Origin of the sequence: Pseudomonas sp. Marseille-Q5299, from assembly GCF_943737035.1 — a bacterium.
Taxonomy (GTDB): Bacteria; Pseudomonadota; Gammaproteobacteria; order Pseudomonadales; family Pseudomonadaceae; genus Aquipseudomonas; species Aquipseudomonas putida_E.
The window spans coordinates 618,063-631,266 of record NZ_CALSFR010000004.1 but is presented as its reverse complement, the minus strand read 5'-3'; the positions used below and the strand labels follow the sequence as shown (position 1 = coordinate 631,266).

Below are 13,204 nucleotides of genomic sequence, written 5' to 3'. Positions count from 1 at the left end.
GGCTCACGGCCTGTTTGAAATGTTTCACGGGTTGAATCCTCAAGAACGGAATGGGAGCAGGCAAACCTGCGGCCTTACGGCTGGCTGACCAGCGCCGGCGCATCGGCGGTGTCTACCGGCACGTCGACAAAGGCATTGGCATCAGTGGCGCCCTTTGCAACATCGCTGACGCCGGACAGTTGTTCGCGCTGGCTGTCCAGTTGTTCACGGGCTTCATAAGCCGTTGAGTCCGAAGTGGCGCCGTTTGTATCTGCGAAGGCACTTGGCACAGCGGCCAGCAGTGCCGAACAGGCGAACGGCAGCAGTAGTCTATTCATCGAATAGTTCTCGAAAAAAGAATGCAGGAATTAGCGGGCCGCAAACAGGGCCCGGCCGGCGCGTAAGTCTGGGCAGTTAACTGAAAAGTTCAAGCGCTCATGAAGTGCACAGCGGGCAACGCATCAAAAAACCAAAAAAACCACGCCAAATAACATCGAAATATAAAGAATAGAATTACATTAAACACATGCTAAGAGCATAAATGTATTGGTAGATTTCAATATTTATTGTTAGCCTAGTTTTTTCATGCTTTTTTTGAGCATTTACGGCAAACATTCACCTCAAGCTAAACCTAGTTGCAATTAGGTTTAGCGGGGTGATATGCTTTCGAGACCGCTGAAAACAGCCAGCTAATTCACACTGAAAAAACCAAAAATATAGGCTGTTGCAACGATTAAAATTCCAAAGTATTCTCCGGGCCACTTCAGGCCTGACAAGTAGTAAAGTGCCGCTATATAGCCAGTACTTGCATTAAGCCATCATGATGAAATCAACTATTCCTTCTGCTGACGATATATGTGAGTGGCTGCTCAATGCTGGCGCATTGCAACCGGCTGATATGAATCGTGCTGCACGCCTGGGCGTGGCGCAGGCAATGGGCGAACATGAAAAACTGCGCACCTTGCTGCGCCTGGGCGCTGTAAGAGAGCAGCAAATGGCCGCGGCCTACGCCGAGTTGCTGGGCGTGCCCAGGCTTGACGGGCAGCGTGTCGACACCCCGCCTGTGGCCACTGAACGCTTTGCCCGCCACTACGGCGTGGTCACCCTCAGTGAAAGCAGCAGCCACTTGCAGGTCGCCGCCGCCGTGCCGCTTTCGGCCTACGCGCTGAACGCACTCGGTTACCAGGCGGCAAAACAGGTAGAGCTGGTGGTAGGGACCAGCGACGAGATCACCGCCCTGATCGAACAGGCCTACGGTGAAGGCCGCTCGGCCATGGGCGCGCTGATCCAGACCCTGGACGACGACAGCATCGACGAAGGCGACATCGAACAGCTCAAGGACATGGCCTCCGAGGCGCCAGTGATCCGCCTGGTCAACCTGATGCTGCAACACGCCGTCGACCGTCGCGCTTCGGATATCCACGTAGAACCTTTCGAAACCCAGCTGAAAGTGCGCTACCGGGTCGACGGTGTGCTGGTCGAAGGCGAAGCACCACCGGCAGGCTACGCCGCGGCGGTCATCTCGCGGCTGAAGATCATGGCCCGGCTGGACATCGCCGAGCGCCGCCTGCCGCAGGATGGGCGGATCATGCTGCGCATTCAGGGCCGCGAGCTGGACTTGCGGGTCTCGACCGTGCCGACCAGTTTCGGCGAGTCGGTGGTGATGCGCCTGCTGGACCGGCAAACCGTGAGTTTCGACTTCGCCAGCCTGGGCATCCGTGGCCCCACCCTGCACAGCATCGAGCATCTGCTGGCGCGCCCCCATGGCATCTTCCTGGTCACAGGGCCCACCGGCTCGGGCAAGACCACCACCCTTTACACCGCGTTGTCGGGCCTGAACACCGCCGAACGCAAGATCATCACCGTGGAAGACCCGGTCGAATACCAGCTCACCGGCATCAACCAGATCCAGGTCAAGCCTGCCATCGGCCTGGGGTTTGCCACGGCATTGCGCTCGATCGTGCGTCAGGACCCGGACGTGATCATGATCGGTGAAATGCGCGACCTGGAAACCTGCCGCATCGCCATCCAGTCATCGCTGACCGGGCACCTGGTACTGTCGACCCTGCACACCAACAGCGCCGCCGCCAGCATCACCCGCCTGCTGGACATGGGCGTCGAAGGTTACCTGCTCGCCTCCACCCTGCAGGGCATCCTTGCCCAGCGCCTGGTGCGCCGCCTCGACCCGGCCACCCGTATCGCCTTCCAGGCACCGGCCGAACTGGTCGAACGCCACCAACTGGCCCGCTATACGCAACAGCGTCCGATCATGCTGTACCGCCCAGACGAGCAGGCGCCGGGCGGCGGTTACCATGGGCGCAGCGCGATCACCGAACTGCTGGTCATGGACGAAGACCTGCGCGGCATGCTCATGCGCCAGACCGATGCCGCCACACTGGAGGCCCACGCCCGTCGCAACGGGCTGGTGACCCTCTATGAGGACGGCCTGCGCCAGGCCCTGGCCGGCGTCACCTCGCTTGAAGAAGTGCTGCGTGTCACGGGTGGTGATTGAGGTGCCGACCTTTTCCTATACCGCGCTCGACAGCGAAGGCCGCAAGCAGCAAGGCGAACTGGACGCCAGTGACCGTGACCACGCCGCTCGCCAGTTGCAACGGCGCGGCCTGCTGATCCTGCAGCTCAGGCAGGGCAGCCGCCTGCTGCGTTCGGGCAAGGCGCGCAGCGTATTCCAGCCGGTGGAACTGATCACCATCACCCAGCAGCTCACTACCCTGCTCAGCGCCGGGCAACCCCTGGACCGGGCGCTGCGCACCGTACTGAAGAACGTGCGCAGGCCCGCCGCCCAGGCCGTGCTGGAGCGGGTGCGCGAGCAGGTCAAAGCCGGCTTGCCGCTGTCCCAGGCGCTTGAAGAACACCCCGGCAGTTTCTCACCGTTCTACACCAGCCTGGTGCGGGCCGGCGAGGCCGGCGGTGTACTCGAAGTGACCCTGGCCCAGCTTGCCGGCTACCTGGAACAAAGCCACAAACTGCGTGGCGAAGTGATCAACGCGCTGATCTACCCGGCTTTCCTGGTGATCGGTGTGGTCGGCTCGCTGGCGCTGCTGCTGGCCTATGTGGTGCCGCAATTCGTACCGATCTTCCAGGACCTGGGCGTGCCCATCCCGCTGGTGACCCGCGCCGTGCTGGCCATGGGCGAGTTCGTCAATGCCTGGGGGCTGGCCTGCCTGCTGACGCTGCTCGGCGCCAGCTGGCTTGGCCTGGCCGCGCGGCGTGACCCGCGCAGGCGCATCGCCCAGGACCTGCGCCTGTGGCGCAACCGCCTGTTCGGCCCGCTGCTGCAGCGCCTGGAAACCGCACGCCTGGCGCGCACCTTGGGCACCTTGTTGAGCAACAGCGTCACCCTGCTCGGTTCACTGGCGATCGGCCGCGAAGTCAGTGCCAACCATGCCCTGCGCGAGCATGTGGAGCGCACCACCGACCAGGTCAGGCAAGGCAGCAGCCTGAGCCTTGCGCTATCGGCAGAGGCCCTGCTGCCGGAGCTTGCCTTGCAGATGATCGAAGTCGGTGAGCAGTCGGGCACCCTCGGCGCGATGCTGCTCAAAGTCGCTGATGTCTATGACCTTGAAGCCAAACGCACCATCGACCGCCTGCTCGCGGCGCTGGTGCCCACCCTGACCATCGTCATGGCGGTGATGGTGGCGGCAATCATGCTCGCCATCATGCTGCCGCTGATGAGCCTTACCAGCAATATCTAGGAAACCGCCCATGCCCTCCAAGCAACGCTTCAACGCCCGCCAAGCGGGCTTCACCCTGCTCGAAATGCTTGCCGTGATCGTGCTGCTGGGCATTGTCGCGACCATCGTGGTGCGCCAGGTCGGCGGTAACGTCGACAAGGGCAAGTACGGTGCCGGCAAGGCGCAGTTGGCCAGCCTGAGCATGAAGGTCGAAAGCTATGCCCTGGATGTCGGGGCGCCGCCGGCAACCCTTGAACAACTGCTAAAAAAGCCGGCCAACGCCAGCCGCTGGGCCGGGCCGTATGCCAAGCCCTCGGACCTGGTCGACCCCTTTGGCCATGGTTTCGCTTACCACTTCCCCGGTAGCCACGCCAGCTTCGACCTGATCTTCCTCGGCCAGGATGGCGCGGTCGGTGGCGAAGGCTACAAGGCCGACGTGGGCAACTGGGAATAACCATGGCAGCCCGCCCGCCCCGCGAACGCGGTTTTACCCTGTTCGAACTGCTGATCGTCATCGTCCTGGTCGGCGTTGCCACGTCGATCCTGGCCGTTGGCATTGGCCGGGGCATGCTGGTGGCCCATGAGCGCAGTGCATTGGCAAACATGGTGTCGGCGCTGCGTAGCGCCCGCGTGCAGGCCATCGCCAGCGGGCAACCGGTGCGCGCGAGCTTCGACCTGCAGCGCAGGCAGGTGCAGGCACCCGGGCGCACGCCCCAGGGCTGGCCCGAAGACTTCACCGTGCGCCTGCAGACGGCCCGCGGCCTGGGGGCGGGCTTTGAGTTCTACCCCGATGGCGCGGCCAGCGGCGGCAACATCCTGATCAGCCGCGGCCAGGCGCGTTGGCGCATCGACGTCAGCTGGCTCACCGGCAGTGTGCAAGTGCGGGAGTTGCCATGAACCGTCAGCGCGGTTTCACCCTGCTGGAGATGCTGGCAGCGATTGCCCTGCTGGTGGTGGCCTCGAGCATCCTGCTGGGCGCATTCGCCCAGAGCAGCCGCTCACTGGCGCAGGTAGAGCGCAGTGACCGCCACAACGCGGCGGCGCGTTCGCTGCTGGACGACTTCGACCTGGGCCCGCTTGCCGTGGGCCAGCAACGGGGGAGCTGGCAGGGCATCGACTGGGTGCTGGACGTCACCCTGGAGCAGGCAGTGCCCACACGCCTTGACCTGTACCGGCTGGACCTTACCCTGAGCGAGAGCGGGCACACCTGGCGCTACAGCACCCTGCGCGCACGCGCGCCAGGCAGTGGAACATGAAGCGCCAGGCAGGCTTTACCCTGCTGGAGATCCTGGTGGTCATCAGCCTGCTGGGGTTGCTGCTGGGGCTGGTCGGTAGCGCCCTGGTGGCGGCCAACCGCTCAGTGGCAAAGGCCGAGCGCTACAGCGCCCGGCTCGATGAACTGCGTGCAACCCAGCGGTTCCTGCGCCAGGCGCTGGGCCAGGTGTTGCCATTGACCGCAGCGACCGGCCAGGGCGCCCACACCGCAACATTCGAAGGGCAAAACGACACAGTGGTGTTTTTCGCCCCGCTGCCAAGCTCTGTAGGCGGGGGGATCTACCGCCAGCGCCTGCAACTGCGTCAAGGGCGTCTGCAGATCCAGTTGGCCAGGCTGCAAGGCCAACGCCTGCAGGCCTGGGGCGAGCCCCAGCGTTTGCTGGAGGGGGTCAAAGGGCTGCACCTGAATTACCGCGGCTACTCCCCGCTGGGCAAGGCCACCGGCTGGATGCCCCAGTGGCCGTGGCCCGAGCGGCTGCCCCAGGCAGTACGCGTGGCGGTGCAACTGCAAGGCACTCAGGCCTGGCCGCTGCTGCAGGTCAACCTGCTGCTTGACCTGTCCGGCGACGGTGGCCGGCCATGAGCCGCCAGCGCGGTGCGGCCCTGTTGCTGGTGCTCTGGGTCGTCGGTTTGCTGAGCGTGCTGCTCGGCGGTTTGGCGGTATCGGTCCAACTGCAGCAGCGCCAGGCCCGCTGGCAAGGCAACCAGACCCAGGCCGGGCTCGCCGCCCAGGCAGGCTTCAACCTGGCCGTGGCCAACCTGCTGCGCGACGGCCAGGCGCGCTGGCTCGCCGATGGTCAAGTCCACGTGGCCCACTTTGCAGGCAGCACGCTGCACATCAGTGTGGTCAGCGAACGGGGCAAGCTGGACCTCAACGCAACACCTTCAACGAGCCTGGCAAAACTGCTGCGTGCCAGTGGCGCCACCGCCGAACGCTCGAAAATCATCACTCAGGCTTTAAGGACGAGGCGCAACCAGGTACCCCTGCGAATGCTCGAAGAATTTCGCGAACTGCCCGGCATGAGCTACGCCGTCTATGACCGTGCCCTGCCCTTCATCACCGTCTGGTCGGGCAATGCCCAGCCCGACCCCAGCCTGGCATCACCCACACTGGCCAGTGTGCTGGGCCTGCCCCACTATCACGGGCCCGCGCCGGATGGCGGGCCGATCCTCACCGTCACCAGCCAGGCCACCTTGCCCGGCGGCTTTCAGTCACGCCTGAAGGCAACCTTCGTGCTGCTGCCGGCCTACGCCGGTGGCAAGCCTTACCGGGTATTGAGGTGGCAGGATTGATCCGCCTGGCAAAACACTGTGCGGCACGCTGGGGCAGCCAACAGCAGCTTTACCAGGCACGCTGGCGGGCCAGCCGTGCCCGGCACTGGCTCAGCGCATGGCGGGCCGAGCTGCTGGGCATGCTCCCGCAGGCGATCGCCGCGCGCCTTGGCAACGGTAATACGCCGCAGGTGCTGCCATGGCCTTTGCCTGCCGATTGCGAGCACGGCCAGCCTGCCGTTCTGCTGCTGCCTGCCTCGCACGTGCTGACGCAGCACATCGAGCTGCCCGTCGCCGCCACGCGCAACCTGATGCAGGTGCTGGCCTACGAAATCGATCGATACACGCCGTATACCGCCGACCAGGTCCACTTTGTCGCCCGCGTGGCGCAGCGCCGCGCACCACAGGCCCAGGTTGAACTGGTGGCCATCGCACGCAGTACCCTCGACACCCTGCTGGTTGCCTGTGGCGAACAGGGTGTGCACCTGGTCGGCATCGATGCACTGGACGCCCGGGGCGAACGCCTGATGATCGACTTGCTGCCGGCCGAAAGCGCCCGCACGCGGTCACGCCCAGGCCAGCTGGGCCGCTGGCTGTGGCTTGGCTGCGCAGCCTGTTGCGTAATGCTTGGCGCAGCCTGGCTGGAGCGCCGCCAGGGCGAGGTTCTGGCCATGCAGCGCGAAGTGGCGGCACAACGCGAGGCCGCCCAGCAGGTGCAGCACTTGCGCCAGGCCCTGGACACCACGCTGGGCGCCTCGACCTACCTGGCCAGCCTCAAGGCACAACGCCCCACCGTCACTGCGCTGCTGGCCGACCTCACCGCCTGCGTGGGCGACGACACCTGGATAGAGCAGCTGGAAGTGAGCGATGGCACGCAAGTGACGTTCACCGGCCAAAGCGAACGCACCAGTGCCTTGCTGGCGCAGGTAAAGACCTGCACCACGCTTGAGCACGCGCAGTTCAAAGGCATCATCCAGGCCGACAAAACCACGGGCCGCGAGCGCTTTTCCATCACCGCCCAGCTCAGCCAGGAGGTGCCGCATGCGCCCACTCACTAGCAGAGAACGCAAGCTCTGCGCCTTGGGCGTGCTCGCGCTGTTGCTTTGGCTGGCCTGGTACCTGGTGTTCGAATGCCTGCTGCTCGCCCCCCTGCGCAGCCTGGACGCGCAAGCCCAGACGTTGCGCGAGCAGCAACGGCGCTATGCCAGCCTAATGCTTCAGCAACCTGAACTGCAGGCCCAGTTGCAGCGCAGCCGCAACGACCCCGCCCAACGCAACAGCCTGCTGCCGGGCGAAGACCCCAACGCCGTAGCCGCCGACCTGATGCAGCGTGCCGTCGATCAGGTGAAGGCGCAGGCGCACGTCGGCCCCGGCTGCGATATCACCCAGCGCATGCCCATCGCCCCCGCCGAGCAGGGCCAGGCCGAGCCTTATCGCCCGGTCAAGGTCAGCCTGACGCTGGCCTGCGCCATCGAACCACTGGCGGCCCTGCTGCATGCACTGGAGTACGGCCAGCCCAGCCTGTTCATCGACCAGCTGAGCATACGCCGCAGTGCTGCGGCGCCAGCCAAGGGGCCTGCCGGGCGCCTGGAAGTCCACCTGCTGATACGCGGTTACCTGCACGCGCAGCCAGCAGAAGGAAGCGACTCATGATGCGTGCCGCTCATCTGGTGCTGCTGGCTGCCAATGTCAGTGCCCTCGCCGTGGTCGCCTGGATGCTTGTCGCGCCAAACCCACCGCAGTGGCTGCCGGCGCAAAAGCCGTCAGCAACGCCCGCCCACCAGCCACCGGCGCCACTGGCCGAGCTCGCCCAGCCAGTGCGTGCCGCCACCTGGGCGCACCCGATCTTCAGCGTTGACCGTCAGCCCGACCCACAGCAGCAAGGCCAGCACAGCCCTGCATTGGCCAACCTGACGCTGACCGGCGTGGTGCTCGACGGGCAGTCGCGCTGGGCTTACCTGCGCGAAGGCCGCAAACCAGCCAGCAAGGTTGCGCTGGGCAGCACGCTGGCAAGCGGCTGGACCCTCACCCGGCTGACCGCGCTGAGCGCAACCTTCACCCGTGCCGGGCAACAGCACACCCTGAGCATGCCACTGCTGCGCCTGCCGCCGCCGTCCAAGGCCTCCGCCATCACTCTTCCGCGTATTGAAACCCCATGACCATGCAAGCTCCTTCACGCCACCCATTCCCTACTCTGCGTGCGCCATTGCTCGGCCTGAGTGTCGCCGTCGCCCTGGCCGGTTGCGCCACCACGCAACGTGACCTGCACACCGACCCGGCGCTGCTGCAGCAAGCCTTCAACGGCGCCGACGCCCCAGCACCTGTGGTCACCAGCCTCGAGCCCGCTGCCCCGCCCGCTGCTACGGCCCCGCGCACCGCGCCTGGCCGGCAGATCATCACCGGCAACCAGCGTTTCATCCGCAAGGCCTCGGCAACGCCCCCCGCCGCGAAGGATGAGCAAGGCGATATCGTGTTCAACTTCACCGACCAGCCCATCGAGGCGGTGATCAACAGCGTCATGGGCGACCTGCTGCATGAAAACTACAGCATCAGCCAAGGTGTCAAAGGCAGCGTCAGTTTCTCCACCTCCAAGCCGGTCACCAAGCAGCAGGCACTGTCGATTCTGGAAACGCTGCTGTCGTGGACCGATAACGCCATGATCCGCCAGGGCGAGCGCTATGTGATCCTGCCGGCCGACAAGGCCGTCGCCGGCAAACTGGTGCCACAGGTGCCGGTCGCCCAGCCTGCCACGGGCCTCGCCGCCCGGCTCTACCCGCTGCGCTACATCGGCGCCAGCGAAATGCAGAAGCTGCTCAAGCCTTTCGTACGTGAGAATGCCTTCCTGTTGGTCGACCCGGCCCGCAACGTGATCAGCCTGGCAGGCACCCCCGATGAACTGGCCAACTACCAGGACACCATCGACACCTTCGACGTCGACTGGCTCAAGGGCATGTCGATTGGCGTTTACGGCCTGCAACGCGCCTCGGTGGCCGAGCTCATGCCGCAGCTGCAGAAGCTGTTCGGGCCCGACAGCGGCATGCCACTGTCGGACATGGTCAGGTTCATGCCCAACGAACGCACCAACTCGATCGTCGCCATCTCTGCGCAACCGGAGTATCTGCAGGAAGTCGGTGACTGGATCCGCACCATCGATGAAGGCGGTGGCAACGAACCGCAGCTGTTCGTGTACGACGTGCGCAACATGAAAGCGGCGGACCTTGCCCGATATCTGCGCCAGATCTATGGCTCGGGGCAGATCAACGACGACAAGGCGGCCAGCGTCGCGCCAGGGCTCAAGACCACCAGCCTGACCTCGCTCAACGGCACCGGCGGCCAGTCGGCCCAAGGCCTGGGCGGCACTGGCATGAGCACCCGGGCCAGTATCGGCCAGGCGCCATCGGAGGATGACTACGAGGACACTGAGCAAACCCAGGCCAGCAGCGCCGAGCCGGGCGACGGCTCGGCCAAGAGCCTTGAGGAGTCGGTGCGCATCACCGCGCAGAAAAGCAGCAACCAGCTGCTGGTACGCACGCGGCCAGCCCAGTGGAAAGAGATCGAATCGGCCATCAAGCGCCTGGACAGCCCGCCGCTGCAGGTGCAGATCGAAACACGCATCCTCGAAGTCAAGCTCACCGGCGATCTGGACCTGGGCGTGCAGTGGTACCTGGGCCGCCTGGCCGGCAATTCGTCCAGCACCACCGTCGCCAACGAAAGCGGCAGCCAGGGTGCGCTCGGTGCCGGTGGCGTCGCGCTGGGCAGCGCCTCGATGTTCTACTCCTTCGTCAGCAGCAACCTGCAGGTGGCCCTGCGCGCGCTGGAAACACGCGGCCTGACCCAGGTGCTTTCGGCCCCCTCGCTGGTGGTGCTGAACAACCAGCAGGCGCAGATCCAGGTCGGCGACAACATTCCGATCAGCCAGACCACCGTCAACACCAGCGACTCCGACACCACCCTGAGCAGCGTCGAATACGTGCAGACAGGTGTCATTCTCGATGTCGTGCCACGGATCAACCCCGGTGGCCTGGTGTACATGGACATCCAGCAGCAAGTGAGCGACGCCGACGACAGCGCCGTCACCACCACCCAGCCCAACCCGCGCATTTCCAGCCGTGCGGTATCGACCCAAGTGGCAGTGCAAAGCGGCCAGACGGTACTGCTGGGGGGCCTGATCAAGCAGGACAACGGCCAATCCGATACCCGTGTGCCGGGCCTGTCGAGCATACCCGGGCTGGGCTGGCTGTTCGGCAGCACCTCCAAAAGCCGTGACCGTACCGAGTTGATCGTGCTGATCACGCCAAGGGTCGTGAACAACCCCGAACAGGCGCGCCAGGTCACCGCGGATTATCGCCAGCAGATGCAGGTGCTCAGGGAGCAAGCAGCGCTGAACAGGTAGAGAACAAACCGTGCATGGTTCCCTACTGGGCCCTTGCCGGTTGCATGTCACTGCGCATCCGTGCAAGGGTAAAAAAGGAATCCCAGTTACAAACAAAGGAAGCGAAGTACCCCATGCCAGGAATCACACGTATCCATCGCTATTTGCGCTCACTGTCTGCAAACCGATCTGCAGCCAGTGGGCGTGAAGTCAAACAAGGCGCCCGAGCTGCCTCGAAGCTCGCAGACATCCTCTGCACTCCCCGCTCTGTTCCCCCTTATTTCTACGTCGCGCCGGTGCGCGGCCCTGTCGATCGCATGCCCCCTACCTGACAGCTCAAGCAGCGGTTTTTTTCGCAATGCTCGCTTGTACCCGTCTGCAAGCCGAGATGAATCACGATTCACCAAGGGGCAATACCGAATGATCTTTTTTCAGGGCAAACGCATTTTCAGCGCCATCTTCGATATGGATGGCACCATGTTCGATACCGAGCGCCTGCGCTTCAAGACGTTGAAACAAGCGTCGCTGGAAATTGCCGGCAAAGCGCTGAGCGAACAAACATTGATCGGCTCGCTGGGCCTGAGCGCGAAAAAGGCCGAGGCCCTCGCCAAGGCCCACAACGGTGACGGCTTCCCGTACGCCCAGATCCGCCAGCGCGCCGATGAGCTTGAGCTGGAGTACGTGCGCAATCACGGCGTACCGATCAAGGCCGGCTTGCTGGAAGTGCTGGAGCGGCTACGCAAGTCTGGCCTGACCATGGCGGTCGCCACCTCCAGCCGCCGCGCCATCGCCGAGGAGTACCTGATCAATGCCAATGTGCTCAAGTATTTCGACATCACCGTGTGTGGCGACGAAGTCAGCCAAGGCAAACCCCACCCCGAAATCTTCCTGCGCGCCGCCACCGCACTCAATTGCGAGCCGAGCCAGTGCTTCATGGTCGAAGACTCGGAAAACGGCATGCTTTCGGCCATCCGCGCCGAAGGCCAGGCGATCCTGATCGAAGACATCAAGCCGCCGGCCGCTGAAGTCAAAGCGGGCGCGCTGAAAGCCTACCGCAGCATGAATGAATTCCTGGCTGACTTGAGCGAGTGCGTGCCTGACCTGGGCATGCCGCAGCTTGAAGAGCCCTTTCCAGCGTCACTGAACCAGTTCCGTGTCGGCATTCACGGGTTCGGCGCCATCGGCGGCGGTTACCTGACCCAGGTGTTTTCCCATTGGGACGGCTACACCCGGCCATGTGAAATCATCGCCGCCACCCGTTCGCGCATGCTGCGCGAGACCGTTTCTGCGTTTGGCCGTTACAGCGTGCGTTACGGCGCCACCTCGTTCGACCAGACCATCGAAAATGTGCGCATGATCGACATGGACGATGCCGAGGCGGTGATCGACATGTACAACGCGGCAGAAATCATCGGCCTGAGCCTGCCGGAGCAGGCCATCCGCAAACAGGCCAAGGTGATTGCCCAAGGCTTGCTGCGACGCTTCGAGCGCCGGGGCCGTGACCTGACCATCCTGATCGTGCTGAACAAGATCGGTGGCGCCGCGTTCGTGCGCCTGCACGTGCAGGCGGAGCTGGAGTTGCTGTGCACGCCGGACATCACTCAACAGATCCTGCAAAAGACCCATTTCGCTGAAACGGTGGTCAGCCGCATCGTGTCCAAGCTCAGCAACGAGGCGTTGGTCCGCCAGTTGCGCATCAAGTCGCAAATGTTCCAGAACAGCCTCGACGACGAGCCTGCACCGGCCAGCAAACCATCCGCGCCGGTACCTGAATACGAGCGCCTGATCTGTCGATTCCGGCCTTTCGCGCAGTCCAGCAACGCGATGAGCCAGCTGCACCTGATCCTGTTCAACAGCGAGCCGGACATGCCGTTGTATGTGGAGCGCGGCAGTGACCTGCTGGAGCGTCTGCGCCAGGTGAAAACGGTCGCCGACATCGCCCAGATCCAGGTCATCAAGAACCGCTTGTGGAACGGCCCTCACGCCATCATTGCCTGGTATGCAAGCCTGCTGGGCTATGACTGGGTTGGCCAGGCCATGGGCGACGACCGGGTCAGTGAACTGGCCGAGCGCCTGATCGGCCAGGAAGTCGCGCCAGCACTGGTGGCTGAGAATGCCGACATGGCAGAGGCGGTGCGCGATTTTGCCAGCACCTTCCTGGAGCGCTGCAAAACGTCGTTCAAAGACCCTTGTGCCCGTGTGGGGCGCGACCCCCTGCGCAAGCTTCAGCGCAACGAGCGCATCCTGAGCAGCATCGACCTTGCCCACAAGCACGGCATCGAAACCCCCGGCCTGGCTTTCGGGGCTGCACTTGGCATTCACTATGCGTTGCGCTGCAAAGACAGCAAGGACCTGGAAGCGCAGACCATCAAGCGGCTTTACCAGGACAATGGCGAAAGCGTCGAGGCTGTGCTTACCCACAAGGGCGATTACAACGGCAAGCCTTACCCGGGGTTGGACCCGGTTGGCGACGCGGCGCTGATCGAGGCCATTGCAGGGAATTTCAGGCAGTTGCAGCAGGAGCAGGATTCGGTGATGTACGCGGCGCAGTGAGGCCTGGTTCGTCGTGATATGCAGACGCCCTTGAGAGCGAGCGCCGCCCGCGCGGCGCTCG

Annotated in this window: 13 protein-coding genes; 12 read left to right on the top strand and 1 reads right to left on the bottom strand. The window is 64.1% G+C overall.

Annotation, left to right across the window (positions count from 1 at the left end; genetic code table 11):
* Positions 1 to 74 precede the first annotated feature (74 nt).
* Entirely contained in the window at positions 75 to 317 is a 243-nt protein-coding gene (locus NGJ21_RS15920; protein WP_251962373.1) for a hypothetical protein, read from the bottom strand.
* A 482-nt stretch (positions 318 to 799) separates the two neighbouring features.
* Here NGJ21_RS15920 and gspE point away from each other — a divergent pair, with 482 nt between their 5' ends.
* From gspE to mtlD, 12 genes are all read left to right on the top strand, one after another.
* Complete coding sequence (gene gspE / locus NGJ21_RS15915; RefSeq protein ID WP_039604478.1) at positions 800 to 2,491, top strand: type II secretion system ATPase GspE; 1,692 nt, start codon at positions 800 to 802, stop codon at positions 2,489 to 2,491.
* 1 nt (position 2,492) lies between these two features.
* Complete coding sequence (locus tag NGJ21_RS15910) at positions 2,493 to 3,692, top strand: type II secretion system F family protein (protein ID WP_251962372.1); 1,200 nt, start codon at positions 2,493 to 2,495, stop codon at positions 3,690 to 3,692.
* A gap of 10 nt (positions 3,693 to 3,702) precedes the next feature.
* Positions 3,703 to 4,125 (top strand): type II secretion system major pseudopilin GspG, encoded by a 423-nt coding sequence (gspG, locus tag NGJ21_RS15905; RefSeq protein ID WP_046785525.1) that lies wholly within the window; start codon positions 3,703 to 3,705, stop codon positions 4,123 to 4,125.
* Between the two features lie 2 nt (positions 4,126 to 4,127).
* A complete protein-coding gene (locus NGJ21_RS15900) occupies positions 4,128 to 4,568 on the top strand; it encodes a GspH/FimT family pseudopilin (protein WP_046785526.1) in 441 nt (146 codons plus the stop codon).
* Positions 4,565 to 4,927: a type II secretion system protein gene (locus tag NGJ21_RS15895; RefSeq protein ID WP_251962371.1), complete on the top strand. Its 363-nt coding sequence runs from the start codon at positions 4,565 to 4,567 to the stop codon at positions 4,925 to 4,927. Before NGJ21_RS15900 ends, NGJ21_RS15895 begins: the two co-directional genes overlap by 4 nt.
* The gene (locus NGJ21_RS15890; protein ID WP_119688793.1) at positions 4,924 to 5,529 is read left to right on the top strand and encodes a type II secretion system protein GspJ; all 606 of its coding nucleotides are present in this window, start codon (positions 4,924 to 4,926) and stop codon (positions 5,527 to 5,529) included. The genes NGJ21_RS15895 and NGJ21_RS15890 overlap by 4 nt, the downstream gene beginning before the upstream one ends.
* Complete coding sequence (locus NGJ21_RS15885) at positions 5,526 to 6,239, top strand: type II secretion system protein GspK (protein WP_115275111.1); 714 nt, start codon at positions 5,526 to 5,528, stop codon at positions 6,237 to 6,239. The genes NGJ21_RS15890 and NGJ21_RS15885 overlap by 4 nt, the downstream gene beginning before the upstream one ends.
* Positions 6,227 to 7,276: a type II secretion system protein GspL gene (locus NGJ21_RS15880; protein WP_251962370.1), complete on the top strand. Its 1,050-nt coding sequence runs from the start codon at positions 6,227 to 6,229 to the stop codon at positions 7,274 to 7,276. The genes NGJ21_RS15885 and NGJ21_RS15880 overlap by 13 nt, the downstream gene beginning before the upstream one ends.
* Entirely contained in the window at positions 7,260 to 7,871 is a 612-nt protein-coding gene (gene gspM / locus NGJ21_RS15875; RefSeq protein WP_115275113.1) for a type II secretion system protein GspM, read from the top strand. The genes NGJ21_RS15880 and gspM overlap by 17 nt, the downstream gene beginning before the upstream one ends.
* Positions 7,868 to 8,377 (top strand): type II secretion system protein N, encoded by a 510-nt coding sequence (locus NGJ21_RS15870; RefSeq protein ID WP_125922902.1) that lies wholly within the window; start codon positions 7,868 to 7,870, stop codon positions 8,375 to 8,377. Before gspM ends, NGJ21_RS15870 begins: the two co-directional genes overlap by 4 nt.
* Complete coding sequence (gspD, locus tag NGJ21_RS15865) at positions 8,374 to 10,611, top strand: type II secretion system secretin GspD (protein ID WP_251962369.1); 2,238 nt, start codon at positions 8,374 to 8,376, stop codon at positions 10,609 to 10,611. The genes NGJ21_RS15870 and gspD overlap by 4 nt, the downstream gene beginning before the upstream one ends.
* A gap of 399 nt (positions 10,612 to 11,010) precedes the next feature.
* Entirely contained in the window at positions 11,011 to 13,143 is a 2,133-nt protein-coding gene (gene mtlD, locus NGJ21_RS15860) for a bifunctional mannitol-1-phosphate dehydrogenase/phosphatase (RefSeq protein WP_119688787.1), read from the top strand.
* Positions 13,144 to 13,204: the final 61 nt, after the last annotated feature.